This is a genomic window from Cellulomonas sp. Leaf395 (genome assembly GCF_001424125.1).
GTDB lineage: Bacteria > Actinomycetota > Actinomycetes > Actinomycetales > Cellulomonadaceae > Cellulomonas.
Genome location: NZ_LMQI01000004.1, coordinates 320,132 through 344,163 on the forward strand (window position 1 = coordinate 320,132; position 24,032 = coordinate 344,163).

Genomic DNA, 24,032 nt, shown 5'->3' on the forward strand with positions numbered 1-24,032 from the left:
AACGTATTGTTGACTATGCACGATGTGCCGCATGGAGAGCAAGGACGACGCCGGCCGCACGGCGCGAGCGGACCAGGCGTCGGCCCGGCGTGAGGAGGAAGCCCGCGAGCGTCTGCTCCGCCTGGGAGCCGACGGGCTCGAGGATCGTCCGTGGCGTCCCGCGCCCGTGCCGGCGTCGGCGGTGGACCTGGTCCAGTTCGCCCTGTGGCGCTCCGCGGAGCTGGGCCCCGACGACATCCTGAGCGCACTGGCGCTGCTGCCCGCCGCACGCGCCGAGGTCGACGGACTCGAGGACGGCCTGCTGTTCGTCGCCCGCAGCGCAGGTCTGACATGGGCCGAGATGGCGGACGCCATGGGGTTCAACTCCCGCCAGGCGTGTCAGCAGCACTACACCAGGCTGACGGCCCGACGGGGGATGGCCTCGTGACCCAGGAGTCCGCCCCCGAGCTGCTGGTGCTGCACGCGGTGCGCATCGTCGGCTTCGCCGAGGCCCCGGTCATCGCCCGTCGCTTCGGTCTCGACCCGGCCGGCACCGAGGAGCTGCTCCTCGACGCGGAGGCGCGCGGCTGGGTCACGCACGCATCCTTCGCGGGCCTCGGCGGCTGGTCCGTGACCGAGCGAGGTCGGGCGCAGGACGAGCGCCTGCTGGCGGCCGAGCTCGCCGGCGTGCACGGGCAGGACGAGGTCCGCGAGGCCTACCGCGCCTTCCTCCCGCTCAACGCTCGCCTGCAGCAGGCCTGCACCGACTGGCAGCTCCGGCCCACCTCCGACGACCGGCTGGCCACCAACGACCACTCCGACGTCGAGTGGGATCGCCGCATCCTGGACGAGCTCGCGGCGATCGAGCGCGGCCTGACCCCGCTCGCCGAGCGGCTCGGAGCACTCCTGGCACGGTTCCAGGGCTACGACACGCGGTTCTCCGCGGCGCGACGACGCGCCCACGCGGGAGAGCACGGCTGGGTCGACCGCACCGACGTCGACTCGTGCCATCGCGTCTGGTTCGAGCTCCACGAGGACCTCCTGGCCACGCTCGGGATCGATCGTCACGCGCACCCCTGACCCGGGATCCGACGGGATGGGCCCGGCTCGGACGGTGGCCTGATCGCAACGGGCAGCGATGATCGGGTCCGTGTGCGCACCGGGACGCCAGAGTGGACGACGAAAGGGGGCACCGTGATCGCCTGGCTCAACCGGCTGGTGGACCTCGTCGAGGAGAGTCTCACCGAGGAGCTCGACGTCGTCCGTCTCGCCGCATCGCTCGGAACCACCGAGTACCACCTGCGTCGCATGTTCTCCTCGCTCGCCGGGATGCCGCTGTCCGAGTACGTGCGTCGACGCCGCATGACAGTCGCGGCGGCGGAGGTCGTCTCTGGTTCGAGGGACCTGCTGGGCATCGCCGTGCGCTACGGCTACGGCTCGGCGGAGGCGTTCGGCCGGGCGTTCCAGTCCGTGCACGGCGTCAGCCCGGGCCAGGCCCGTCGTGACGGTGGCCCCTTCCGCACCCAACCCCGTCTCAGGTTCCGCCTGACCGTCGAAGGAGCAGCCCCCATGGACGTCCGACTCGTCACCCGACCCGCGTTCCGCCTCGCGGGGCACGCCACCCGCGTCCCGCTCGTGCACCACGGGGCCAACACCGCCATCCAGCAGCACGTCACCTCTCTGGCCCCGCAGGAGCACCAGCGGCTCAAGGCGCTGGGCGACGCGGAGCCGCAGGGCTTGCTCGCCGTCAGCACCGACCTCGACCCGGACCGCCGGGAAGGCACCGAGCTGACGTACCTGCACGGCGTGGCTGTCACGGACGCTGTGCAGGTCCCCGACGATCTCGACGTGATCCCGGTCGCGGCCGGCTCCTGGGCCGTCTTCCGCGCGGCCGGTCCGTACCCGGACACCCTGCAGGCGGTGTGGGCCGCGACGGCGACCGAGTGGTTCCCGTCGAACCCGTGGCGCCTGCGACCCGGCCCCGAGGTGGTCGCCGTGATCGACCGTGCCGACGACTTCAGCACCGCCACGGTCGAGCTCTGGCTGCCGGTCGAGGAAGGCTGAGGCCTGGCCCGACCCGGCCGGGGCCTCGACCACGTGCGGTCAGAGGGAGGCGGCCTGCTGTAGCGCGGCCCGCAGCTCCCGCAAGATGTGCGCCAGCCGGTCCAGGTCCGGCCCGGACAGCAGGGCGCCGAGGGTCTCTCGGGCGGCGGCCTCGAATGCCGGTTCGGCGCGGTCGACGGCGGTCGAGCCGTCGGCAGTCAGTGACAGCACGGACGAGCGACGGTCCGCCGGGTCCACGGAACGCCTGCACCAGCCGTGGTCCTCCAGGCGGTCGACAGCCTTGCTGGCCGCGCCGACCGTGATGGAGATCGTCCGCGACACGTCCAGCACACGGCAGCCAGGCACGTCGCGGATCACGCTGAGCAGCTCGAGCTGGGGCAGCGTGAGTCCGCCGGCTTCCTTGAGGCGAGCATCCACCGCGTTGTACAGCCGCGTCTCCACCCGGACGAGGTCGATGAGCATCGACCCTGGATCGACCGCCATGTCTGACCTCCGGCCTGAAACTAGATTCCTGGGAATGCATCCCGCGACGAGATGGTTGTTCAGGAATCTATCTCGCCGCTACCAGGAGGTCAGGATGTCGCAGGACCAGCTCACCGCCATCGACGTCGCCCTGCGCAGCGGGTTCGCCGAGAACCCGTCCCTCGCCGAGCAACGCGCCGGCTACGAGCAGTTCGCTGCCCGGCCCGTCGAGCGCGACGTGGCGGTCGCCGAGGCCATGCTCGGCGGCGTCCCAGCGCTGCGGCTCGAGCCGCCGGACGCCACCGGTGCAGCGCTGCTCTACCTGCACGGCGGTGGGTACGTCATCGGTTCCGCCCGCTCGGGCGCCGGGCTCGCGACCGCTCTGGCCCGCCGCACGGGCGCGGTTGCCTACTCGCTGGACTACCGGTTGGCTCCCGAGCACCCGTTCCCGGCCGCGCTCGAGGACGGGATCGCCGCGTACCGGGCGCTGCTCGCCGGGCACGAGGCGGAGCAGGTGGTGGTCGCGGGGGACTCGGCCGGCGCCGGCCTCGCGCTCGCGCTGCTCGTCTCCGCGAGAGACGAAGGCCTGCCGCAGCCGGCGGCCGTCGCCGCCATGTCACCGTGGGTCGACCTGACGCTCACGGGGGAGAGCCTGCACGCCAAGGAGGCGGAGGACGCGATCTTCGACGCGGCGGACGTCGCCTCGTCCGCGTCCCGCTACCTCGGCGGGCACGACGCCGCCGACCCCCGCGTCAGCCCGCTGCTCGCCGACCTGAGCGGGCTGCCCCCGCTGCTCGTCCAGGTGGGGACGAACGAGGTCCTGCTCGATGACGCCACCCGGCTCGCGGCTCGCGCGGCCGCTGCGCACCTCGACGTGACGCTCGAGGTCGTCGCCCGGGCGCCCCACGTGTTCCAGCACTTCGCCGGTCGGCTGGACGAGGCGGACCGTGCGCTCGACCGCGCAGGCCGCTTTCTCGCGAGCCACCTGCACGCGCCTCTCCCCACCCGTTCCTGAGGAGGCGGTGGGCGCCAACCGCTCCTCCCGTGCACCGCGGTCGCCGCTGATGACGCGCCCCGACGTCGCGTGACGGTCTCCGGCCGCCGATGGTCGCCAGCGCCGTCGGCGGACCGGTCCAGACCCTCGACGCCCACGCCAGCCCACCGCGACGAGGAGCGGGGGACCCTGGACATGCATTCCCCTCGACGCGCGGGCGGTGCGCCTCTAGCGTCCTGAGGCGTGCCGACGCAGGTTCCGTCCAGTCCGCTCCCGCTCGACGACGTTGCCGTCACCTACGTGCACGGCCCTGACTCCCGGCGACACCCCGACGTACCGGCCGGCGAGACCGTCGAGCTGCGGTGGACCACCAGCGCGGTCTATCCCGGGACGTCGCGTCGATTCTGGATCCACGTGCCCGCAGGGTACGACCCAGCGCGGCCGGCAGCGCTGATGGTCTTCAACGACGGCTGGTGGTACCTCGACCCGGCGGGGGAGGTCCGCGGCGGGATCGTCCTCGACAACCTGGTCCGCCGCGGCGACATCCCCTGCACGATCGGCGTCTTCGTCGACCCCGGGGTCGTCGTCGGGGGCGAGCAGCCGAAGAACCGCAACGTCGAGTACGACGCCTTCGACGACCGCTACGCCACCTTCCTCCTCGACGAGATCGTCCCGATGGTCACCGCGCTGTACTCCGTCACGGACGATCCTGAGCTCTGGGGCATCTGCGGTGGCAGCAGCGGAGGGAACGCCGCCTTCACGGCCGCATGGATGCGTCCCGACCGCTTGCGTCGTGTCGTGTGCTCCCTGTCCAGCTTTGCCCAGATGCCTGACGGCAACCCGTACCCGGACCTCGTTGCACGCACGCCTCGCAAGCCGCTGCGGATCTTCATGCAGGCCGGCCACCGGGACCTGAACTGGAGTGCGCCGACGATGAACTGGCTCGCCGAGAACCTGCGCGTCGCCGCCGCCCTGGCCGAGGCCGGCTACGACTTCCGGCTCGTCCTCGGCGACGGCGGTCACAGCCCCAACCACGGCGGTGTCCTGCTGCCCGACGCTCTCCGGTGGTCCCTGGGCTCGGCACCGGGACGGTAGCCCTGGATGTCAGGCCAGCAGGCCCAGGTCGTGGAAGTAGTCGGGGTAGGTCTTGGCCACGCAGGCGGGGTCCCGGACCTGGATGCCGGGGCGGCGCAGCCCGAGCAGCGCCAGGCTCATCGCCATGCGGTGGTCGTCGTAGGTCTCGAACGTGGTCGGCTCCGGGGTGCCGGGGTGGATGGTGAAGCCGTCGTCGTCCTCGACTGCCGGTCGGCATCCGCGTCGCCCTCGACGCGCAAGAGCGGACACTGTCGCTCCTCGAACCGGCGGTACGCCCGCACGCGACACCGCCACCGGCCGGCTGACCCGCGGCGGCATCCCGGTCCCTGCGACGGGACCGGGATGCCGTGGTCCGCGCTACGCGGTGGTGAGGTGATCGATCGCCGCGAGGATCACCGCGACGACGGCGTCGGGCTGCGACACCATGACCGAGTGGGACGCGCCGGGAACTTCCTGGATGGCGACCGCTCCGGCGCGCTCTGCCATGAACCGCAGGCCTTCGACGGGGATGTTCTTGTCGGCGTCGCCGAAGACGAACCACGACGGCAGCGACTTCCAGGCCGGGGTGGCCGCAGGCTGCGCCTCGCCCAGCGCGAAGTCCCTGATGGGCCGCTGGGTCCGCGCCTGGATCGCGGCCTCGGCGGGTGCGACGTCGGCGGCGAACTGGTTCGGGAACAGGTCCCGGTCGACGAAGAGATCGTGGGTGCCGTCCCCGAGTGGGTAGGGCCGCACGGTCTCGCCGAGGGTGCTCCCGGGGAACTGTCCGGTCAGCTGGAGGGCGTTCTCCCCGTGGTCGGGTGCGAAGGCGGCGACGTAGACCAGACCGACGACCGCGGGATTGTCGACTGCTGCTTCGGTGATGACGGCGCCACCGTAGGAGTGCCCGACGAGCAGGACCGGTCCGCCGATCCCCTCGACGGCGCTCCGGACGTTCGCGGCGTCGGTGGTGACGCTGCGCAGCGGGTTGGGCGTCGCGACGACGGCGACTCCTCGCTCGGCGAGCCGGGAGATGACGCCGGACCAGCTGGCGGACTCGGCGAAGGCGCCGTGGACGAGGACGACTGTGGGTGCGGCGGACATCAGTTCTCCAGTGAGGTGAGGGGTGACGAAACTTCGACGATGAGCTCGATCTCGACGGGCGAGTCGAGCGGCAGGGTGGCGACGCCGACCGCGCTGCGGGCGTGCACGCCCGCGTCCCCGAAGATGGCGGCGAGGACGGTCGACGCTCCGTCGACGACGCCCGGCTGCGAGGTGAATCCGGGGTCGGACGCGACGAAGCCGACGACCTTGACGATGCGTACGACCCGGTCGAGGGAGCCCACCACCTCGGCCACGGCCGACAGGGCGTTGAGGGCGGCCGTGCGGGCGCACTCCTTCGCGTCCTCGGCGCTCACGTCCGCCCCGACCTTGCCGACGACGGGGAGCGCCCCGTCGACGAACGGGAGCTGCCCCGCGGTGAACACGAGGTTGCCGCTGGCCACGGCCGGTACGTAGGCGCCGGCAGGGGACGGCGAGCGGTGGGGGATCGCGATGCCCAGCTCCGTCAGGCGCGCCTCGATGTCGGCCATCAGTCGGCGATGAACGCGAGGATGTCGGCGTCCAGCTGCTTCTGGAAGTCGCCGTAGATGCCGTGCGGCGCCCCCGGGTAGACCTTCAGGGTGCCGTGCTTCACCAGCTCGGCGGACAGCAGAGCGGCACCGCCGATCGGCACGATCTGGTCGTCGTCGCCGTGCGCGATCAGGATCGGCACGTCGAGCGCCTTGAGGTCCTCCGTGAAGTCCGTCTCGGAGAACGCCTTGACGCAGTCGTAGGCGGCCGCCAGGTTGACCAGCATCCCCTGGCGCCAGAAGTCGTCCCTCGCGCCCTGGGACACGGTCGCCCCGTCGCGGTCCGCACCGAAGAACGGGGTCGTCAGGTCCTGGTAGAACTGCGAGGCGTCGTTCAGCACCCCGGCACGGATGTCGTCGAACGCGCTGATCGGCAGGCCGTCGGGGTTGGCGTCGGACTTCACCATGATCGGCGGCACGGCGCCGACGGTGACGACCTTCGAGACGCGCCCGACACCGTGCTGCGCGGCGTACCGGACCACCTCGCCGCCGCCGGTGGAGTGACCGACGACGACCAGGTCGCGAAGGTCGAGCGCCTCGACCAGCTCGGCGAGGTCGCGGGCGTACGTGTCCATGTCGTTGCCCGTGTAGGTCTTCGACGACCGGCCGTGGCCGCGGCGGTCGTGCGCGATGGCCTGGTAGCCGGCGTCGGCGAACACCTTGAGCTCCACCTGCCAGGCATCGGAGCTCAACGGCCAGCCGTGGCTGAAGAGCACCGGCTGACCGCTACCCTGCGCCGTGTAGTAGATCTCGGACCCGTCGGAAGTGGTGATGTACGGCATGTCGGTCTTCCCTCGTCTCGTGGTGGACGCATGTCTCGGGATGCCGTCCGGGCTGTCGCGAACCCATGGCAGCGCTCCCATCCTGGCGTCGGGACCCACTCCACAGCCCCGAGGTCGCCTCCGACCAGGCAGGACGCAGGCAGAAGTGCGGATCTGCGTGTGGTGAACGCGACACGCACGCTCGCCGAGCAGCTCAGAGAGCTCCGGCTCGCCGCCGACCTCACCCTGGAAGGCCTCGCGGAATGCTCCGGCGTCAGTGTCCGCACGCTCAGCGACATCGAGCGGGGCGTCAGCGCCGCGCCGCAGCGGCGGACCGTCGAGGCGATCATCGACGGGCTCGGCCTGGAGCCGCACGAGCGTGACGCCTTCCTGCGAGAGGCGCGCGCCCGGCGTGCCGTCCCGGTGCCGGGCCAGGAGTCGGCTGTCGCCCCCCGCCGGGTCCCGGACTTCACCGGCCGCGACCGGGAGGTGGCGGAGATCGTCTCGCTCCTCGGTCGGAGCCCGGCGGGGACCTCGTCGCCGGTCGTCATCGCCGGGCCCCCCGGTGTCGGCAAGACCAGCAGCGCGCTCGAGGCGCTGTCTCGCGTCGCGGAGGGCAGGCCCGTGCTCGTCGTCGATCTCGCCGGACTCAGCCCGAGCCCGCTCTCACCGCTCCAGGTGATCCGCGCGCTCTTGCGCCAGCAGCCCGCGCCGGCACGGAAGATGCCCGCCGACCTCGAGGCGGCGACAGCGCTGTGGCGCTCGGCCGTGGCGGAGCGGCCCGCGACCGTCCTGCTGGACAACGCGGCGCACGAGAGCCAGGTCCGCCCGGTCCTCACGGCCGACGGTCGCAGCAGGGTGGTCGTGACGTCGCGGCGCACCCTTGCCGGACTCGAGGGCGTGCGCCGGATGACGCTCGGGCCCCTGAGCCCGGAGGAGAGCGTGGCGTTCCTGGCGAAGCTGATCCCGTCGGCCCAGCGAGCGGCGGGGGACCTGCGGGAGCTGGCTGCTCTCTGCGACCACATCCCCCTGGCCATGCGGATCGCCGGGAACCGCATCGCGAGCCGTCCGGCGCTCCAGGCGGCGGACTTCATCGCCCGTCTTCGCGAGAGTGAGAACCGCCTGCGGCTGCTGGTCGCGGGCGACCTCGCGGTCGAGGCGGCGTTCGCCCTGTCGTACGACGACCTGGAACCGCAGACCGCGGCCCTGTTCCGGTCGATCTCGGTGATCGACGTCGGGTCGTTCGACGCCCAGGCCGCCGCCGTCACCCTGGACTCCGACGACCGCGACGTCGACCTCCGGCTGGACGACCTCGTCGACCTCGGTCTCGTGGAAGCCCGCGACGGCAACCGCTACCAGATGCACGACCTCCTGCGGCTGTTCGCCGCCGAACGCCTCCGCTCGGTGGAGGGAGAGCACGACGCGCAGCAGCGCCGTGCTCGCCTGCGCGCCTGGCTGCTGAGCACCCTCGAGCGCGCGGGCGCCTGGTTCGAACCAGGACGCACGCCCGGGGGCCCCGGCGCGATCGGGGTCGCGTTCTTAGACGCCGCGGCCGCGGAGGCATGGATCCGTCGGGAGGACCACCAGTGGTTGCCGGCGATGCATGCCGCCGCGCGCGCCGGCGACAACACCGTCGTCGTCGACGTCGCCGACGCCTTGCACTGGTTCTCCGAGAAGTGGGTGGAGTGGGGCAGCTGGCTCGAGCTGTTCAGCCTGGCTGCCGACTCGGCGCGAGCGCTCTCGGACAAGCGGCTGGAAGCCATGCACCTCGGGTACATGGTGTGGGCGACGTTCCTGGAGACCGAGGACCGTGTCGAGGCGCTGCGGATCGCCCGCCTCGCCGTGGCAGCGGCCGAGGCCTCGTCGGACCACCAGCAACGCGGGTGGGCGCACTTCTACCTGGGGTGGACGTTGCGGAGGACGCACCTGGACGAGAGCCTCGCCGCGTGCCGCGAGTCCCTGGTCCAGTTCGAGCTGGCCGGCGACAACGACGGGGCAGCGCAGGCAATGATTCTGCTGAGCCAGACGCTCCACCAGTCCGGCGACTATGCACGCGCCATCGACGAGTACCAGCGGGTGCTCGAGCATCTCGAGGAGAACCGGTCGACGATGCACGACCTGGTGCAGACGATCACGACGCTGAGCCTGCACCAGCGGATGTCCGAGATGTTCTTGGCGGTCGGCAGACCGACGGACGCCGTTCGGTCTGCCACCACCGCGGTCACCGCCGCCGTGGCTCTCGGATCAGCCACGAGAGTCGCCGAGGGGCTGCGCCTCCGGGCGACCGCGCACCTCGCGGCGGGTGACACCGACGAGGCCGAGGCGGACATCTGCCGGGCTCTCGGCGAGCTCGACGCCGGCTCGACGAGCCCCTATCTCGTGGCCGAGCGAGAGAAGCTGGAGGTGCTTCGTCTCGGAACGCGCGACGCCGCGTCCCTGGCCGACGCCTAGCACGGAGCGCCCGTCGGGCTGCCGTCAGCGGACGTTCGTCCGGCTGTCGTGCTGCCCGGGTGAGGTGCAGGATGCGCAGCGTGGACGACACCGAGCTGGTCATGCGCAGCGAGCGGGCGCTGCTCTCGTCGGTGACCCGACGCGACGCACGTGAGGTCGATCGCCTCATCGACGAGGACTTCGAGGAGATCGGCGCATCTGGTCGGCTCTGGTCGCGCAGCGAGATGATCCACGCCCTCGCGGCAGAGCGACCCGGCGACGACGACATGATCCGTGACACCGAGATGCGCGCCTGCGTCCTGGGCCCCGATCTCATCCTGCTGACGTACGTGTCCGACCGTGACGGTCGCCGGGCGCGCCGGTCCTCGCTGTGGCGCCGCACCGCGACAGGGTGGCGGCTGCGGCACCACCAAGGCACTGTGCTGGACGGCGACGGTGGCGCGTCCGGCGCAGCGATCAGGCCGTGACGGCGAGCCCCTGCAACCACTCCTGCCAGGCCGGCTCCTCGCGCCGCACGTAGTCCGCCGCGTCGGCGGAGAACAGGAACGCCCGGACACTCGCCATCACCTTGCCGTCGCCGAGGTCCCAGGCGATGACGTTGAGGATGCCGGGCACCGGCGCGGTGAGCCGGACGAGCGCCCGCCGCTCCCCGACACGCTCGACCGTGCCGGCGGCACCGCGCACGTCGACCGTCGCGCCCTCGTCGCCCAGCCCCAGCGCCGTGCGCATGGTCGACCAGAGCGCATCGGGATCGCCGGGGTGGATGGCGGAGGCCTCCAGGTGCGTGGCCTCCTGGCCGGGGAAGCGCGCCAGGTAGAGGCGCAGGTTGTCGAAGGACGGCATCCAGCCGGGGGCGAGGGTGTCCCACCACTGCGACTCCCAGTCGGCGCCGGTCCCGAAGCCGCTGCTGGTGACCCGCACGACGCAGGTGCCGCCGGACTGAGCCTCGACCAGGAACTCGGACGTCAGCGGGCTGAGCGCATCCGGGTCCTTGCCCATGAGGGCGGCCCAGTCCTCCTCGTAGACGATGCGCCGCGGCGGGTCCCAGCCGGTGACCTGACCGTCCGAGCCCATCTCGGGGCCCATCGTGAAGTGCAGGGAGCCGCCTTCGCGCTCCTCCATCTCGGTCGGCGTGAACCACGCGCTCATGCCCTTGGCGGTGGCGATGGCCTCCCAGACCTGCTCGGGGGTGCCCGGGACCTCGACGCTGAACTCCAGGCGGTACGGGACGTTCGTGATCGTGCTCATGTCTCCTCCTCAGGAACGGGGTGGGCGGCGACGACGAGCCGGTGCGGGCGCCCGTCGTCGTGGTGGTAGCGCGCGGCCAGGTCGAGCACCGCGGCGGTCAGGTCGTCCGCGAAGGCCGCCCGGTCGGCGGCCGACCGGAAGCCGATCTGCGTGTCGATGGTCAGCGTCGGCAGGCGCGTGCCCGACGCGCCGGCCCGGCGCGCCAGGGCGCCGACCTCGCGCACCAGCCGGCCGGCCAGCGCGACGAGGTAGCCCGCCGACAGGTGGTCGGCGTTGGCGTCGGGATCCGCCGCGGACGCGCTGACGGCCGCCGGCGAGACGACGTAGGACGCCGCCGACGCCTGCAGCACGCGCTCGGTGATGCCCCCGTGCCGGCGCTCCTCGGACAGCTCCACCAGACCGTGCGCCTCGAGCGCCTTGAGGTGGTAGTTGATCTTCTGGCGCGCGATGCCGACCCGGGCGGCGAGCCCGGCGGCCGAGGCCGGGACGGCCAGCTCGCCGAGCAGCCGGGCCCGGACCGGATCCAGCGCGGAGGCGGCGGCCTCGGCGCTCTCGATGACTTCGATGTCCTGCATGACGCCACCGTGGCATTGACAACAATACTTGTCAAGGGGTCGGAGTCTGATCTTGACCCCACGACCCTCTGCCGTGACGACGTGGCGCCCGCGGCTCTCGGGGGCCGCCTCGTCGTGGGTGTGGGCGAAGGTGGTTCGGCTCCGTCAGAGCTCACGCAGCATGGTGTCGGAGCCCCCGTTCCTGCCGACGGTGACGAAGCCGTGCCGCTCGTAGAGCGCGCGGGCGCCCGTGTTGCCGTCTTCGACGCTGAGGCTCAGGGCCCGCCATCCCAGTCCGCGGGCCTGCTCGATGCAACCGGCCAACAAGGCCGAACCGACACCACGCCCGCGGTGGCCGCGCGCGACCGCCATGCTGATCTCCGGGACATCGTCCGCGACGTACCCATATCCGGGTGAGGATGCCGGAAGCGCTCGGGCACAGATCGCGCCGGCGGGACTCCCGCTGTCGAGCGCCACCAACCCGAAGTCATCGACGCGCCGCCATCCGCCGAGGTAGACGGCGGTGTGCGCGTCCGCGATCACCTCGTCGCGGGTGAAGCGGGCTGTGCCATCCCAGTTGAAGGCCTCGAGGAGCATGTCGTAGAGCAGCTCGAGGTCTGCGCTGGTCGCGGCCCTGAGGTCCACACTGCGATCGCGGCTCACCCTTCCACCACGACGGCGGTCAGGTCGGTGGTCGCCCAGGTCTGGTGGACCTCGCCCGGCTCCCACACAACGACCACTCCGGGGCCGACCGGCCGACGAAGCTCCTGACCGGCCTGCACCTCGCCGCGCCCGGAGACGACCGCGAACAGCTGACGCCGCACGGCGGGGTGCCGACCTAGCGTTCCGCCCGCCGCCATCGTCGCCAGGTGCACAGACGTACCGCCTGTCGTCGGCAGGAACCGCATGGCGACGCCCTTGCTGTCGAACGAGTCAATCTCGTGCTCGGGGAGATCGAAGAGCTGCATGTGCTCATCCTGGCTGAACGTGCAGGCGCGAGGCGGGACCCGCAGCCTGCCTAGCCCGGCCACCGTATGAGAAACACCGTGCCGAAACGTTTCGCCACTCGGCCAGCGGAAAGCGGTCTCCTACAGTCGGGAAACCGGTTACTCGCTCCCGGCACGAGATCGGGATCCCCTGTCCCAGAGCGGGACGGCGCCCTGCATTCAATGACGAAGATGAGGCAACGATGAGACGAGCATTAGCACGACGGCCCCTTGCGGCGGTGGCCACGTTGGCCATGGCCGCCACGATCGGCGTGACCGCCATCTCGATGTCCGCCGCGCAAGCCGCGACCGGTGGAGTGACCGGTTTCGCGACCCAGAACGGCGGCACCACCGGTGGCGCCGGCGGTGCGACCGTGACCGCGTCCACCGGAACCGCGATCCACCAGGCGCTGTGCAACCGCGCCAGCAACAGCACCCCCATCACGATCCAGGTCTCGGGGACGATCACGGTCGGGAACACCTCGCAGGTGTCGGGCAGCTGCTCCACCGCGTCCGGCGTGATCGAGCTCAAGAACATCAGCAACGTCACCATCGTCGGCGTCGGCAGCGGTGCAACGTTCGACCAGATCGGGATCCACATCCGGGACTCGAAGAACATCATCATCCAGAACGTCACCGTCAAGAACGTCAAGAAGTCGGGCTCGCCCACGTCCAACGGCGGCGACGCGATCGGCATGGAGTCCACCGTCCGCAACGTGTGGGTCGACCACGTGTCGCTCGAGGCGTCGGGTGGGGAGTCGGAGGGCTACGACGGCCTCTTCGACCTGAAGAACGACGTGCAGTACGTGACGCTGTCCTACAGCACCCTGAAGAACTCAGGCCGCGGTGGGCTCATCGGCTCCAGCGAGGACGACCGGGGGAACTCGTTCATCACGTTCCACCACAACCTCTACTCGAACCTCGACTCGCGCACCCCGCTGCTGCGTGGCGGCATCGCGCACATCTACAACAACTCCTACGTCAACCTGAACGAGTCGGGGATCAACTCCCGGGCGGGCGCCAAGGCGAAGGTCGAGAACAGCTACTTCAAGGACTCGAAGGACGTCCTCGGCACGTTCTACACCGACCAGGCGGGCACCTGGCAGGTCGCGGGGAACATCTTCGACAACGTCACGTGGTCGCCCAAGGGCACGGACTACAACCCGGCCGGACCGAACGTGACGTCGACGACCTCCGTCAGCATCCCGTACTCCTACACGCTGGACGGGGCGAGCTGCGTGCCCGCGATCGTCAGCCAGACGGCCGGCGCCAACACGGGCCTGAAGGTCTCCGACGGGTCGTGCACGCCGACGACGCCCACCGCCAACCCGACCACACCGGCACCCACCACGCCGGCGCCCACCGCCACGACGCCGAACCCGACGCCCACGTCCAGCCCGAGCGGGACCAACCTCAGCATCGGCGCCGGCGCGGACGGCAGCAGCAAGGCTGACGGGACCTCCTACGGGAGCGTGATCGACGGCAACAAGAGCACCTACTGGTCGCCGATCGGCAGCACCGGCACGATCTCGGTCAAGTGGGCGTCCGCGAAGACGGTCTCGTCGGCCGTCATCGTCGAGGCGTCCGGCGCCACCGGTCGGCTCGGCTCCTGGAGCCTGGTCAACGCGAGCACCGGCAGCGTCCTGAAGACCGGCAGCGGTGCGGGCACGGTCACCTTCTCCCCGACGAGCCTGACCAAGCTCAGCCTCGTCATCACGAGCGCGTCCGGCACACCGCAGATCGCCGAGATCGAGACCTACGCGGGCTCCGTCTCCACGCCGAATCCCACCCAGTCGCCCAGCCCGACCTCGTCGCCCAGCCCGACGGGCGAGCCGCAGCCGAGCGCCGGCACGCTGTACGTCTCGCCCAACGGGAGCGCGAGCGCTGCGGGCACCATCTCGAACCCGACGTCCCTCGTCTCGGCCATCAGCAGGGTCACCTCGGGTGGTGAGATCTTCCTGCGGGGCGGCACCTACAACCTCTCGCAGACGGTCGTCATCGCCCCGGGCAACGACGGCACCTCGAGCGACCGCACGCGGCTGTCCGCCTACCCGGGGGAGACGCCCGTGCTGGACTTCTCCGCTCAGAGCGAGCTCACCACCGCCCGCGGCCTGTCCCTCAACGCCGACTACTGGCACGTGTACGGCATCGTCGTGCAGAAGGCCGGCGACAACGGGATCTCGCTCGGTGGCAGCAACAACATCATCGAGCGGGTCGTGACGCGGAACAACCGCGACACCGGCCTGCAGATCTCGCGCATGGCATCCGACACGCCCAAGTCCGACTGGCCGTCGAACAACCTCGTCGTGAGCAGCGAGTCGCACGACAACGTCGACTCGGACGGTGAGGACGCGGACGGCTTCGCCGCCAAGCTCACGGTCGGCACGGGCAACGTGTTCCGGGACACCGTCTCGCACAACAACATCGACGACGGCTGGGACCTGTACACCAAGCCCGACACCGGGGCGATCGGGCCGGTCACCATCGAGCACTCGCTCGCGTACGAGAACGGCACGCTCAGCAACGGAGGCCAGGCCGGTGCCGGTGACCGCAACGGGTTCAAGCTCGGTGGCGAGGACATCGCGGTCAACCACGTCGTGAAGAACAGCTACGCGGTCGACAACGGCAAGCACGGGTTCACGTTCAACAGCAACCCGGGCTCGATGACCATCTCGAACAACGTCAGCGTCGGCAACGCGCAGCGGAACTTCAACTTCGACGCCGGCACGTCGGTGTTCAGCGGGAACGTCTCCTGCTCCAGCGGGTCCACCGACCGGATCGTCGGCACCGACAAGGGCGACAACCTGTTCTGGTCCGGCTCGAACAGCTCGGCGTGCAGCAAGTACGCCGGGGCGCTCGGGTGGTCCTTCAACTCCGACGGCACGCTGAAGATCACCTTCGGCGGCACCACCACGGACCCGACGCCCACCCCGACGCCGACGGCCACGTCGACACCGACGCCGACGTCGACCAGCACGCCGACGCCCACGGCCACGACCACGCCGCCGGCGCCGACCGGCGCGTGCACGGCCAAGATCACCTCGGTCAGCACGTGGGTCGGCGGCTACTCGGCCTCGGTGACGGTCACGGCCGGATCCAACGCCATCACCTCGTGGAAGACCTCGGCGACCCTGCCCAGCAGCGGGTCGGTGGAGGGCTGGTCCGGCACGTTCGCGCTGTCTGGTAGCGCACTGACCGTCTCGAACGGGGCCTGGAACGGCGCGCTCGGATCGGGTGGGAGCACCGCGTACGGCTGGAACGGCACGGGTACCGCGCCGACCACGTCGACGCCGGTGAGCTGCTCGACCAGCTGATCTGACAGCACTGACGAGGCCCGGGGTGAACGTGACCCCGGGCCTCGTCCTGTCGTCGGAATCTCGTCGCTGGGGACTATGGCCTTGGGCTTCTCTGGTCCGCGAACGTGAGGCGCATGACCGGCCGGCTCGCGTAGGTGCGGCCGATCTCGTGGAAGCCGGCCGCCTCGAACATGGCGAGTGTGCCCGTGAACACGGCCGATCCGGAGACCTTGGCGGCACGGAGCCTGCGGACGTCGACCGGGTGGCCCTCCACTGCCGATGCCCCGTGTCGACGGGCGTGCTCGACGGCGGCCACCAGCAGCGCCGTCCCGACGCCCGCGCCGCGGTGCTCGCTGCGAACCGCGAAGCAGGTCACCCACCACGCGGCCGGATCATCGTCGAGCAGGCGTTGAAGCGCGCGGTTCGTCGTGACCCCCGGCAGGGTTGCGCGCGGAACGACCCGGGACCACCCCGCGGGATCGCCGTCGACGTAGGCGACGAGGCCGACAGGGACGTCGGCCGCCTCGATCTCTCGATGCAGCTCGTCCCGATTGCTCGGCTGGTCGTGCGTACGAAGTCGCTGGCACCAGCAGGAGTCGGGGTTGGACGCGCGAGCGCCGAACGCCGCGACGACGTCGGACCAGCGATCCGGCGCGGCCGTCTCGACGCGAATCCGCGCGCGGGCGCCGGTCATGGTTGACGGACCCGCTCCGAGGACTCCATGGCCCAACTCAACCCGACCCGCAATACTGGCACCACCGCCGCGATGGACTCACCACCCACCACGCCGCTCAGGGCACTGCCCGCGGCGCCGTCCATCGATACCCCGGCCGGGACGTGATCGGTGTCCGCGAGCAGGTCTCCTGGAATGGACGCGACAATGCCGGACGTGACAGAGGTCGGAACCGAGTGGCGCGTGCTCGATGGCGTGGCGACGGCATGGTTCGACGCGCCGTCGCTGATCGAGGGGGCCGCGCTGGCCGGGCGCATCGTGAAGCTGTCGGCCCAGATCGCGGTCGACGTGCGCGTGACAGGCATCCGGGTGCGCCTCGACTCGGACGAGCACGCCGAGGCGGTGTCGGCGGCTGCGCGGGACCTCGACCTGGCCGCGAACCCGGCCGCGCTGCAGCACCTGAGCGTCGTGCTCGAGTCCGCGAATCCGTCTGCGGTGAGGCCGTTCTGGCAGCGCGCGCTCGACTACGCGCCCGGGGAGGACGGCGGTCTGGTGGATCCGTTGCGACGCGACCCCGCGATACGGCTCCGGCGGTCGACCGAGCCACGGCCGTTGCGGAACCGCATCCACCTCGACGTCGTGCGGCCGGCCGTCGCGGTCGAGCAGGCGGGTCTGGGTGAGGCATACGGAGCGTACGGGGTCTGTCACGCCGATCCCGACGGCAACGAGGTCGACCTGGTGCCGGGCGATCCGCTCGGCGAGAAGTCCGGGACATCCGACTGGCAGGCGGTGTTCAGCGCGATGGCCTGTTACCGCACCACCTCGCCGACGCAGCAGAGCGACCTGGCCGCCGCGGCAGCGGCGCTGGCCGACGACACCGGCTTCCCGCTGCTGGTCGACCTGCGCCCCGGGCTCGTGATCCTCGACAGCGGCAAGGACCAGTGGGTGGACGACGCCCACGGCCTCGAGCTCGACTTCACCGACCTCGCCGCACACCTCCAGAGCGCTGCCCGCGATCTCGGGGCCACTGCCGATCCGACGCTGCCGCGCTTCGCCCAGCTCTTCCTGGACGCCGCCGATGTCGCTGCGGTCCGCACGTTCTGGGTCGCCGCGCTCGGATACACCCCCGACCGGCGAGACTGGAACACCGACATCGTCGATCCGCGGCGGCTGAACCCGGTGCTGGTGTTCCAAGAGATCGACACATCGGAGACGGAGCGTCGTCGGCAGCGCAACCGCATCCACGTCGAGCTCGCTGTGCCGTCGGACCTCGCGCAGACGCGCCTCGCGGCGACCCTCGCGGCCGGCGGCCGGCTCCTTGACGAGTCGGAGGGGCGCTGGCGGGTCGCCGACCCCGAAGGCAACGAGCTGGTGATCGTCGGGGGTTGAGGTCGCGGCCGGCTGAGTTCCTTCGTCACGCCCGGTCCGCCAGCAGCACGCCGTGCAGGCGGTCGGGTCGAGCGGGGTTGGGGCGGGTCTGAGCGTCTCGGACCACGAACCCAGCATCCTCGACGTGTCGGGTCAGCTCGTCGACCGGCCACGACCAGGCCGTCGTCACCGTGTGCGGGAACGGCTCGAGCCGAACGCTGGCGAAGAACCCGACGACGAGGCTGCCGTCGTCCCGGAGGCAGCGTCGGAACTCCCGCAGGACGGTAGGCACCCTGGCGGGCCCGAGGTGGATCATCGAGTACCAGGCCAGGATGCCGGCGGCCGCCTGGTCAGGCAGGCCGAGGTCGTCGAGCTGGGCCACCCGGTAGGAGGCCGTCGGGAACCGCGTCCTGGCCAGCTCGACGAACGCCGGGACGAGATCGACACCCTCGACGTCGGCCCCGAGCTCACTGAGCCAGTGGGTCCAGTGCCCGGGTCCGCAGCCGGCGTCGACGATCGGGCCACGGCAGCGCGCGGCCCAGTCGGAGATGAGCTGGATGTCGAGGGGATCCATCGCCGAGATGGAGCCGAGCGCCGCCGCATACTCGTCTGCTCGGTCCGAGTAGGCCGCCCTCACGACGTCGTCCGTCGACGCCGGCTGCGCGGCAGCGCGCTCGCCCACCTCGCCTCGTCCTGGGTCACGGGGCGCGAGAGGCACGAGACAGCATGGCACCTGCGAGCGCGCCCGCTGCGAGCCGCACTGGGACTATTGCGCGCATGACACAGAACGCGACGTCGGCGGCGCAGGGGTGCATCTTCTGCGCCATCGTGGCCCGAGAGTCCGAGGCCAGCGTGGTGTACGAGGACGAGACCGTCGTGGTGTTCATGGACCTGAACCCCGTCACACCCGGCCACCTTCTCGTCGTCCCACGCGAGCACGCGGTGGGCCTCGACGACCTCGATCAGGCCACAAGCGCTCGCGTGTGGGAGGTCGGTCGTGACATGGCACGAGCCTTGCGACGCTCACGCATGCGCTGCGAGGGGATCAACGTCCTGGTCTGTGACGGCGAGGCCGCCTTTCAGACGGTCTTCCACTTCCACCTCCACATTGTTCCTCGCTACGTCGGAGACGGCTGGATCCTCATGTCCGAGCCGCCGGAACGGGAGAGGTCGCTCCTCGACAGCGACGCGCACGCGATCAAGGAGGCCATCGCGTCGACGGACTGACTGGTGACGTCCGCTCACGCCGCGGTCGGGAGGGACGCCCGACGACCAGCACTCAGCTCAGCGGCTCCTGGTAGAGGCCCACGATGTTGCCGCCAGGGTCTCGAAATCGAGCGGTCAGCTCACCCGGGTCCCCGCCGACCGGCTGAACGAGCTCGCACCCCTCGGCGATCACGCGCTCGACGGCCGCGGCGATGTCATCGACCCAGACGTAGACGAGCACCCCGAGCGGGGTCGACTCGCGGTGGGGGACCCAGTGGCCACTGACCTCGTCGGTCGAGTCCTCGAAGAAGTAGGTGCCGTGCTCGGAGCGCACCTTCCAGTCGAAGACGCGGGCGTAGAACTCCGCCGCCTTCTCCGGATCGTCCGCCGGCAGCTCGACGTGGCAGATCTTGCCGTGGCGCAGGGTCGTCATGTCGATCGCCTCCGGTCCATGGTCGCCCCCGCCTGGGTACGCGGTCCAGTGCTACGTGTCCCGTGCCGGACGCCCGCCGGCCGAGCGCGTCGACATGATCGCCGTCGCAGCGGAACTCCTGTCGGGGGAGACTGGGCACAGCAACCTTTTGCTTCGACGAGGAGTCCACCGTGCCCCAGGGAACTGTCCGCTGGTTCGACGCCGAGCGGGGGTTCGGCTTCCTCGCCCTCGGGGACGACGCCGAGGACCTGTTCGTGCATGCGTCCGAGATCGTCAGCGACGACGGGGTCAGACAGCTCCGCGAGGGGCAGGAGGTCGAGTTCGAGGTGGGCGAGGGGGACCGCGGCCCGCAGGCGCGTCGCGTCCGAGTCACGGGCGACCACGCCGCCGACGCACCCCTGGGCGTGCTCGGCACCGTGGCCTGGTACGAGCCGGGCAAGGGGTACGGCTTCATCGCGCCCGACGGCGGTCGACCCCAGATCTTCGTGCACAGCTCGGCCATCGTCGGGGGCGGAGTGATCTCGGACGGTCAGCGGGTCGCGTTCCTGGTGGTCGACGGGGAGAAGGGGCCGCAGGCAGACCACCTGCTGCCGCTGGGGCCGGAGGCCGCGCAGCGGGCGTCCGACGGAGCCGACGGCACGGTGTCCTGGTACGACGGGGGCAAGGGCTTCGGGTTCGTCGCTCCCGACTCCGGCGGCGAGGACGTCTTCGTGCACGTCCGCGACCTGGCCCGGGGGCTGACCGAGCTGTCGGAGGGCGATCGCGTGAGCTACAGGGTCTCCGCCGGCGAGAAGGGCCCGCAGGGCAGCGACGTGCGGCTCGTGGGCGGCGCGGCGCAGGGCGTGACGCCGGCTCGCGGTCGTTCCGGCCGCCCGACCGCATCCGAGGCACCTGTGAGCGGCGGGGAGGGCGAGGTCGCCCGCTACGACGCGGAGCGCGGGTTCGGCTTCATCACCCCGGATGCGGGGGGCGCGGACCTGTTCGTGCACGTGTCGGTCGTGCGGGGCGCCGAGGCGCTGCACGAGGGCGACCGGGTCCGCTTCAAGGTGCGGCAGAGCGATCGGGGACCGCAGGCCGACAGCGTCGAACGGGTCTGAGAGCGGCCCTACGTCAGGTGAACCGCGCGCCGTACCGACTCAGCGGTGGCTGTCGGCTCGCCTCTGCGGCGAGCTCCGTGGGCGACCGAACCGCCGCCACCGCGGCGATGTCCCCGGTCCCGCGGTCCTTCGTGTGAGTCGCGCTGGTCGGCTCGAGGCGACACGTGGCGCGGGCGTCGCGATCACCAGCGGGACCAGTCGGGTTGGGCACGGGCACCTTCGCCGGCTGCCAGCGCCCGGTCGGCGGCGCGGGCGGTGGCGCGCAGCAGCGGCTCGATGCGACTGACGGGAAGACCGTCGGCGGGCACGATCATCCCGATCGCCGCGACCACCCGGCCGTGCCGGTCGCGCACGGGGACGCCCACGGACACGACGGGCGACGTCGGCCTGCGCAGCACGGCGATGTCGGCGCGGCGCACCTGCGCGACCTGTTCGCGGAGCTCGGCGCCCGACGGTCGAGGGGACTCGAACGTCGGCCAGCGGTAGTCCCCCTGCTCGATCAGCGTCTCGAGCAGCGTGCTGCCGCCGGCCGCGAGGAGCACCAGTCCGGCGGCCGTCGGGACGAGCGGCACGTGTCCTCCCACGTGGTAGTGCACGGGCAGCGCCTCCTGGCCGTCCCGGCGGTCCAGCACCACGGCCTCGTCGCCGTCCCGGACGACGAGCTGGACGTGCTGGCGGGTGACGGCGACCAGGTCGTCGAGGAGCGGGGCGACGGCGCCGCGGAGCGAGACGGTGGGTTCCGCGAGCGAGGCGAGCTCCCACAGCCGCAGCCCGACGCCGAACGTGCCCGAGGGGTCCCGGTCGAGCATGCCGAGGGCGACCAGCTGGGAGGCCAGCCTGCTCGCGGTGCTCATCGGCAGCCCGGCGCGCGCCGAGATCTGCCCGAGCGAGAGATGGCGGTCGTCGTCGTCGAACGCCTCGAGGATGCGCGCTGCCCGGCGTAGGACGGCCTCGCCCTGGGGTGGCCGACGCCCACGCGCGCGGGGCGGTGTGGTGTCCGCGCTCTCGTCCACCCGCCTCCTCCGTCCGTCGCGCTCGACTCCGGGTTTTCCATTCAATGGAATCGAGTATGCGGCGCCGACGGTCCCCGCCGCACCCTCGTCACCACGGAGCACCGCCTCCGCGCAGGTCGCCACCACCCCGCATCGACGAAGGAGTCGCCATGCACGACCTCGACCGCCACCCCGTGACCGTGGACCCACCGCCCGGCGTGCCGACAGCCGGCCGACGCCCCGGTGCGCGGTTCCACCTGCTGCTCGCTGCCGGCGTGTTCACGGTGAACGCCGCGCTGCTGACGGCGTCGATCCTCACGCTGTCGCTCAAGGCCACGCAGATCGACCCCGAGCACGCCACCTCGATCCTGTCGGTCGCGGCGAGCGTCGGTGCGGTGTTCACCATCATCGGCTACCCCCTGATGGGGCGGCTCAGCGACCGGACGCTCGGCAGGTTCGGAAGGCGGCGCCCCTACCTCGTGCTGGGCGCGGCCCTGATCGGCGCCGGCGCCGTGCTGATGGTCTCGGCGGCCACCACCCCCGTCCTTGTCGCCGCGCACGTCCTGCTCAGCGTCGGCTACGTGACCTCCCTGGTCGCCGCCTCCGCCCTGGTGCCGGACCAGGTCGTCGCCGAGCACCGCGGTCTGTCTTCGACGATCGTCGGGCTCGGAACTCCCGTGGGGGCGCTGCTCGGACTGTTCGTCGCGCAGCTGGTGCAGCCCAACCTCACCGCGATGATCGTGCTGCCCGCCGGGCTCGGCGTGATCGGCAGCCTCGCACTCGCCCTCGGGGTGAAGGACGCACCACTGCCGCGTGAGCTGCGCCCGCCGCTCGCGCTCCGCGACCTCGCCGGCACCTTCTGGGTCAACCCGCTGCGGGCACCGGCCTTCGCGTGGGCGTGGGTCAGCCGGATCCTCATCTTCTTCGGCGTCGCCGCGGTCAACGCGTACCAGGCGTTCTACCTGATCATGGTCCAGCACGTGGACCCCTCCGAGGTCGCCGGCAAGATCTTCCTCGCGACCCTGCTGCTCACCGGCGCCTCGCTCCTGCTCGCGCCGATCGCCGCACGGATCTCGGACCGGATCGGTCGTCGCAAGCCGTTCGTCCTCGTCGCGGCGGTGGTGTTCGCGGTGGGCCTGGGCCTCGTCACCACGGCGTCCTCGTTCGAGCAGTTCCTCGTCGCGATCACCATCATGGGCGCCGGTCAGGGTGTCTACCTCGCGGTCGACTTCGCGCTCGTCACCCAGGTGCTGCCGGACCCCGACAACCCCGCCAAGGACCTCGGGATCATGAACCTCGCCAACACGCTGCCGTCGTCCCTCGTCCCCGCGATCGCCCCCGCGCTGCTCGCGATCGGCGCTGCCGAAGGCCAGCAGAACTTCACGGCGTTGTTCGGCTTCGGCGCTATCGCGGCCGTGCTCGGCGCGCTCGCGGTCCTGCCCATCCGCGGCGCCCGCTGACCTCGCACGCCTTCCCCACACCCGCCATCACGCAAGGAGCAGCCATGCCCCGGACCTACCCCGAGTCGTTCCTGTGGGGCGTCGCGAGCGCCGGCCACCAGATCGACGGCAACGACGTCATGAGCGACACCTCGTTCCTCGAGCAGGTCGAGCCCACGGTGTTCGTCGAGCCCAGCGGGGACGCGTGCCGCAGCTGGGAGCTGTGGCCGCAGGACCTCGACCTCGTCGCGGCGGCAGGGCTGACGTCGTACCGCTTCTCCGTGGAGTGGGCGCGCACCGAGCCGGAGGACGGGTGTCCCGACACGGCCGGGCTCGACCACTACGACGCGATGGTCGACGGCTGCCTCGCGCGAGGGCTCGCTCCCGCGATCACGCTCAACCACTTCACGTCGCCGCAGTGGTTCGCGCGAGCGGGCGGCTGGCTCTCACCCGATGCGCCGAGCCGGTTCGCCGACCACTGCACCAGGGTCATGGAGCGGCTGGGGGACCGCGTCGCGCTCGTCGTCACGCTCAACGAGCCGAACCTGCCGGCGACGCTGCTGTGGGGTGGGCTGCCCGACAGTGTCGTCGAGCTGCAACGCAGGACGCTCGAGGCTGCGTCCCGCGCCGCCGGGGTGCCGCGGTTCCGGGCCGCCAACGTCGTCGTGCCCGAGGAGCGGCTCGCGATCGAGGACGGCCTGGCGCTCGGGCACGTAGCAGCGCGGGCCGCGGTTCGGGCCGCGGCACCCGGTGTGCCGGTTGGCCTGTCCATCGCCGTCGTCGACGACGTGGCGCTCGACGACGAGGGCGCGACCCTCGTGTCCCGCAAGCGGGCCGACTGCTACGAGCGGTGGCTGGAGCTGGCCGCCGGCGACGACTTCGTCGGCGTGCAGAACTATGAGCAGGTCGCCCACGACCGCACCGGCCCGGTGCACCCGGTCGGGGCAGCCGCGGTGAACCAGATGGGGACACCCGTCGTGCCCGGATCGCTGGGGGGCGCGGTCCGCTACGTCCACAGTGCGAGTGGTCTGCCCGTCGTCGTCACGGAGCACGGCATCGCGACCGCGGACGACACGGTGCGATCCCGGTTTCTGCCGTCGGCGCTCGCGAGCCTCGACGCTGCGACGGCCGACGGCGTCCCGGTGCTCGGGTACTACCACTGGACGCTGCTGGACAACTTCGAGTGGATCTTCGGGTACCGCTTCCAGCTGGGTCTGCACACGGTGGACCGGGTGACGGGTCGCCGGACGCCCAAGCCGAGCGCCGCCGTGCTCGCGGACGCCGTTGCCCGACGACGGTCCGAGGTGCGCGTGGCCTGACCGGCGTC

Annotated in this window: 26 protein-coding genes; 13 read left to right on the plus strand and 13 right to left on the minus strand. The window is 71.5% G+C overall.

Going from position 1 to position 24,032, the window contains the following annotated elements; translation table 11 throughout:
- Positions 1 to 31 precede the first annotated feature (31 nt).
- From ASG23_RS12925 to ASG23_RS12935, 3 genes are all read left to right on the plus strand, one after another.
- The gene (locus ASG23_RS12925) at positions 32 to 427 is read left to right on the plus strand and encodes a hypothetical protein (protein ID WP_056025516.1); all 396 of its coding nucleotides are present in this window, start codon (positions 32 to 34) and stop codon (positions 425 to 427) included.
- Positions 424 to 1,059: a hypothetical protein gene (locus tag ASG23_RS12930; protein WP_056025519.1), complete on the plus strand. Its 636-nt coding sequence runs from the start codon at positions 424 to 426 to the stop codon at positions 1,057 to 1,059. The genes ASG23_RS12925 and ASG23_RS12930 overlap by 4 nt, the downstream gene beginning before the upstream one ends.
- A gap of 114 nt (positions 1,060 to 1,173) precedes the next feature.
- Positions 1,174 to 2,043 (plus strand): AraC family transcriptional regulator, encoded by an 870-nt coding sequence (locus tag ASG23_RS12935; RefSeq protein ID WP_056025522.1) that lies wholly within the window; start codon positions 1,174 to 1,176, stop codon positions 2,041 to 2,043.
- A gap of 39 nt (positions 2,044 to 2,082) precedes the next feature.
- Here the strand turns inward: ASG23_RS12935 and ASG23_RS12940 are convergent, their stop codons facing one another.
- Positions 2,083 to 2,526: a MarR family winged helix-turn-helix transcriptional regulator gene (locus tag ASG23_RS12940; RefSeq protein ID WP_056025525.1), complete on the minus strand. Its 444-nt coding sequence runs from the start codon at positions 2,524 to 2,526 to the stop codon at positions 2,083 to 2,085.
- Between the two features lie 94 nt (positions 2,527 to 2,620).
- Here ASG23_RS12940 and ASG23_RS12945 point away from each other — a divergent pair, with 94 nt between their 5' ends.
- Together ASG23_RS12945 and ASG23_RS12950 are read left to right on the plus strand one after the other, a co-directional pair.
- The gene (locus ASG23_RS12945) at positions 2,621 to 3,520 is read left to right on the plus strand and encodes an alpha/beta hydrolase (RefSeq protein ID WP_056025528.1); all 900 of its coding nucleotides are present in this window, start codon (positions 2,621 to 2,623) and stop codon (positions 3,518 to 3,520) included.
- A gap of 222 nt (positions 3,521 to 3,742) precedes the next feature.
- A complete protein-coding gene (locus ASG23_RS12950; protein WP_056025531.1) occupies positions 3,743 to 4,594 on the plus strand; it encodes an alpha/beta hydrolase in 852 nt (283 codons plus the stop codon).
- 9 nt (positions 4,595 to 4,603) lie between these two features.
- On the opposite strand, the gene ASG23_RS12955 is transcribed toward ASG23_RS12950, so the two are convergent.
- The 4 genes from ASG23_RS12955 to ASG23_RS12970 form a co-directional block, all read right to left on the minus strand.
- Positions 4,604 to 4,843, minus strand: coding sequence for a hypothetical protein (locus tag ASG23_RS12955; RefSeq protein ID WP_056025534.1), 240 nt, complete (start codon positions 4,841 to 4,843; stop codon positions 4,604 to 4,606).
- A 108-nt stretch (positions 4,844 to 4,951) separates the two neighbouring features.
- A complete protein-coding gene (locus tag ASG23_RS12960) occupies positions 4,952 to 5,674 on the minus strand; it encodes an alpha/beta fold hydrolase (RefSeq protein ID WP_056025537.1) in 723 nt (240 codons plus the stop codon).
- A complete protein-coding gene (locus ASG23_RS12965; protein ID WP_056025540.1) occupies positions 5,674 to 6,162 on the minus strand; it encodes a RidA family protein in 489 nt (162 codons plus the stop codon). Before ASG23_RS12965 ends, ASG23_RS12960 begins: the two co-directional genes overlap by 1 nt.
- Positions 6,162 to 6,983, minus strand: a complete 822-nt coding sequence (locus tag ASG23_RS12970; RefSeq protein WP_056025543.1) for an alpha/beta fold hydrolase — start codon at positions 6,981 to 6,983, stop codon at positions 6,162 to 6,164. The genes ASG23_RS12965 and ASG23_RS12970 overlap by 1 nt, the downstream gene beginning before the upstream one ends.
- 159 nt (positions 6,984 to 7,142) lie before the next feature.
- On the opposite strand from ASG23_RS12970, the gene ASG23_RS12975 reads away from it, so the two are divergent.
- On the plus strand, positions 7,143 to 9,413 hold the full coding sequence (locus tag ASG23_RS12975; protein ID WP_056025546.1) for a helix-turn-helix domain-containing protein: 2,271 nt from the start codon (positions 7,143 to 7,145) through the stop codon (positions 9,411 to 9,413).
- Between the two features lie 80 nt (positions 9,414 to 9,493).
- Positions 9,494 to 9,880: a nuclear transport factor 2 family protein gene (locus tag ASG23_RS12980; RefSeq protein ID WP_200941595.1), complete on the plus strand. Its 387-nt coding sequence runs from the start codon at positions 9,494 to 9,496 to the stop codon at positions 9,878 to 9,880.
- Here ASG23_RS12980 and ASG23_RS12985 read toward each other — a convergent pair.
- The 4 genes from ASG23_RS12985 to ASG23_RS13000 all read right to left on the minus strand — a co-directional run bounded on the left by ASG23_RS12985 (position 9,870) and on the right by ASG23_RS13000 (position 12,183).
- Positions 9,870 to 10,661: an SRPBCC family protein gene (locus tag ASG23_RS12985; RefSeq protein ID WP_056025552.1), complete on the minus strand. Its 792-nt coding sequence runs from the start codon at positions 10,659 to 10,661 to the stop codon at positions 9,870 to 9,872. The two genes, ASG23_RS12980 and ASG23_RS12985, sit on opposite strands and share 11 nt — an antisense overlap.
- The gene (locus ASG23_RS12990) at positions 10,658 to 11,236 is read right to left on the minus strand and encodes an ArsR/SmtB family transcription factor (RefSeq protein ID WP_056025555.1); all 579 of its coding nucleotides are present in this window, start codon (positions 11,234 to 11,236) and stop codon (positions 10,658 to 10,660) included. The genes ASG23_RS12985 and ASG23_RS12990 overlap by 4 nt, the downstream gene beginning before the upstream one ends.
- A 144-nt stretch (positions 11,237 to 11,380) precedes the next feature.
- Positions 11,381 to 11,878: a GNAT family N-acetyltransferase gene (locus tag ASG23_RS12995; RefSeq protein WP_235521076.1), complete on the minus strand. Its 498-nt coding sequence runs from the start codon at positions 11,876 to 11,878 to the stop codon at positions 11,381 to 11,383.
- Entirely contained in the window at positions 11,875 to 12,183 is a 309-nt protein-coding gene (locus tag ASG23_RS13000) for a cupin domain-containing protein (RefSeq protein WP_056025558.1), read from the minus strand. The genes ASG23_RS12995 and ASG23_RS13000 overlap by 4 nt, the downstream gene beginning before the upstream one ends.
- A 257-nt stretch (positions 12,184 to 12,440) precedes the next feature.
- Here ASG23_RS13000 and ASG23_RS19575 point away from each other — a divergent pair, with 257 nt between their 5' ends.
- Entirely contained in the window at positions 12,441 to 15,515 is a 3,075-nt protein-coding gene (locus ASG23_RS19575; protein ID WP_235521077.1) for a pectate lyase family protein, read from the plus strand.
- Between the two features lie 76 nt (positions 15,516 to 15,591).
- Here the strand turns inward: ASG23_RS19575 and ASG23_RS13010 are convergent, their stop codons facing one another.
- Positions 15,592 to 16,191, minus strand: a complete 600-nt coding sequence (locus tag ASG23_RS13010; protein WP_056025561.1) for a GNAT family N-acetyltransferase — start codon at positions 16,189 to 16,191, stop codon at positions 15,592 to 15,594.
- A gap of 195 nt (positions 16,192 to 16,386) precedes the next feature.
- On the opposite strand from ASG23_RS13010, the gene ASG23_RS13015 reads away from it, so the two are divergent.
- Positions 16,387 to 17,559 carry a VOC family protein gene (locus tag ASG23_RS13015; RefSeq protein ID WP_235521079.1) on the plus strand — a complete coding sequence of 391 codons (1,173 nt, stop codon included), beginning with the start codon at positions 16,387 to 16,389 and terminating at the stop codon, positions 17,557 to 17,559.
- A gap of 25 nt (positions 17,560 to 17,584) precedes the next feature.
- Here the strand turns inward: ASG23_RS13015 and ASG23_RS13020 are convergent, their stop codons facing one another.
- Complete coding sequence (locus ASG23_RS13020; protein ID WP_157465649.1) at positions 17,585 to 18,220, minus strand: class I SAM-dependent methyltransferase; 636 nt, start codon at positions 18,218 to 18,220, stop codon at positions 17,585 to 17,587.
- A gap of 95 nt (positions 18,221 to 18,315) precedes the next feature.
- Between ASG23_RS13020 and ASG23_RS13025 the strand changes: the two genes are divergently transcribed.
- A complete protein-coding gene (locus ASG23_RS13025; RefSeq protein WP_056026297.1) occupies positions 18,316 to 18,765 on the plus strand; it encodes an HIT family protein in 450 nt (149 codons plus the stop codon).
- A 52-nt stretch (positions 18,766 to 18,817) separates the two neighbouring features.
- On the opposite strand, the gene ASG23_RS13030 is transcribed toward ASG23_RS13025, so the two are convergent.
- A complete protein-coding gene (locus tag ASG23_RS13030) occupies positions 18,818 to 19,177 on the minus strand; it encodes a VOC family protein (RefSeq protein WP_056025568.1) in 360 nt (119 codons plus the stop codon).
- 170 nt (positions 19,178 to 19,347) lie between these two features.
- Here ASG23_RS13030 and ASG23_RS13035 point away from each other — a divergent pair, with 170 nt between their 5' ends.
- Positions 19,348 to 20,274 (plus strand): cold-shock protein, encoded by a 927-nt coding sequence (locus ASG23_RS13035; protein WP_056025571.1) that lies wholly within the window; start codon positions 19,348 to 19,350, stop codon positions 20,272 to 20,274.
- Positions 20,275 to 20,456: 182 nt separating this feature from the next.
- Here the strand turns inward: ASG23_RS13035 and ASG23_RS13040 are convergent, their stop codons facing one another.
- Positions 20,457 to 21,287 (minus strand): IclR family transcriptional regulator, encoded by an 831-nt coding sequence (locus tag ASG23_RS13040; RefSeq protein WP_056025576.1) that lies wholly within the window; start codon positions 21,285 to 21,287, stop codon positions 20,457 to 20,459.
- A 149-nt stretch (positions 21,288 to 21,436) separates the two neighbouring features.
- Between ASG23_RS13040 and ASG23_RS13045 the strand changes: the two genes are divergently transcribed.
- Entirely contained in the window at positions 21,437 to 22,726 is a 1,290-nt protein-coding gene (locus ASG23_RS13045) for an MFS transporter (RefSeq protein WP_056025579.1), read from the plus strand.
- A 44-nt stretch (positions 22,727 to 22,770) separates the two neighbouring features.
- Positions 22,771 to 24,024: a glycoside hydrolase family 1 protein gene (locus ASG23_RS13050; protein ID WP_056025582.1), complete on the plus strand. Its 1,254-nt coding sequence runs from the start codon at positions 22,771 to 22,773 to the stop codon at positions 24,022 to 24,024.
- The last annotated feature ends 8 nt before the right edge of the window (positions 24,025 to 24,032 follow it).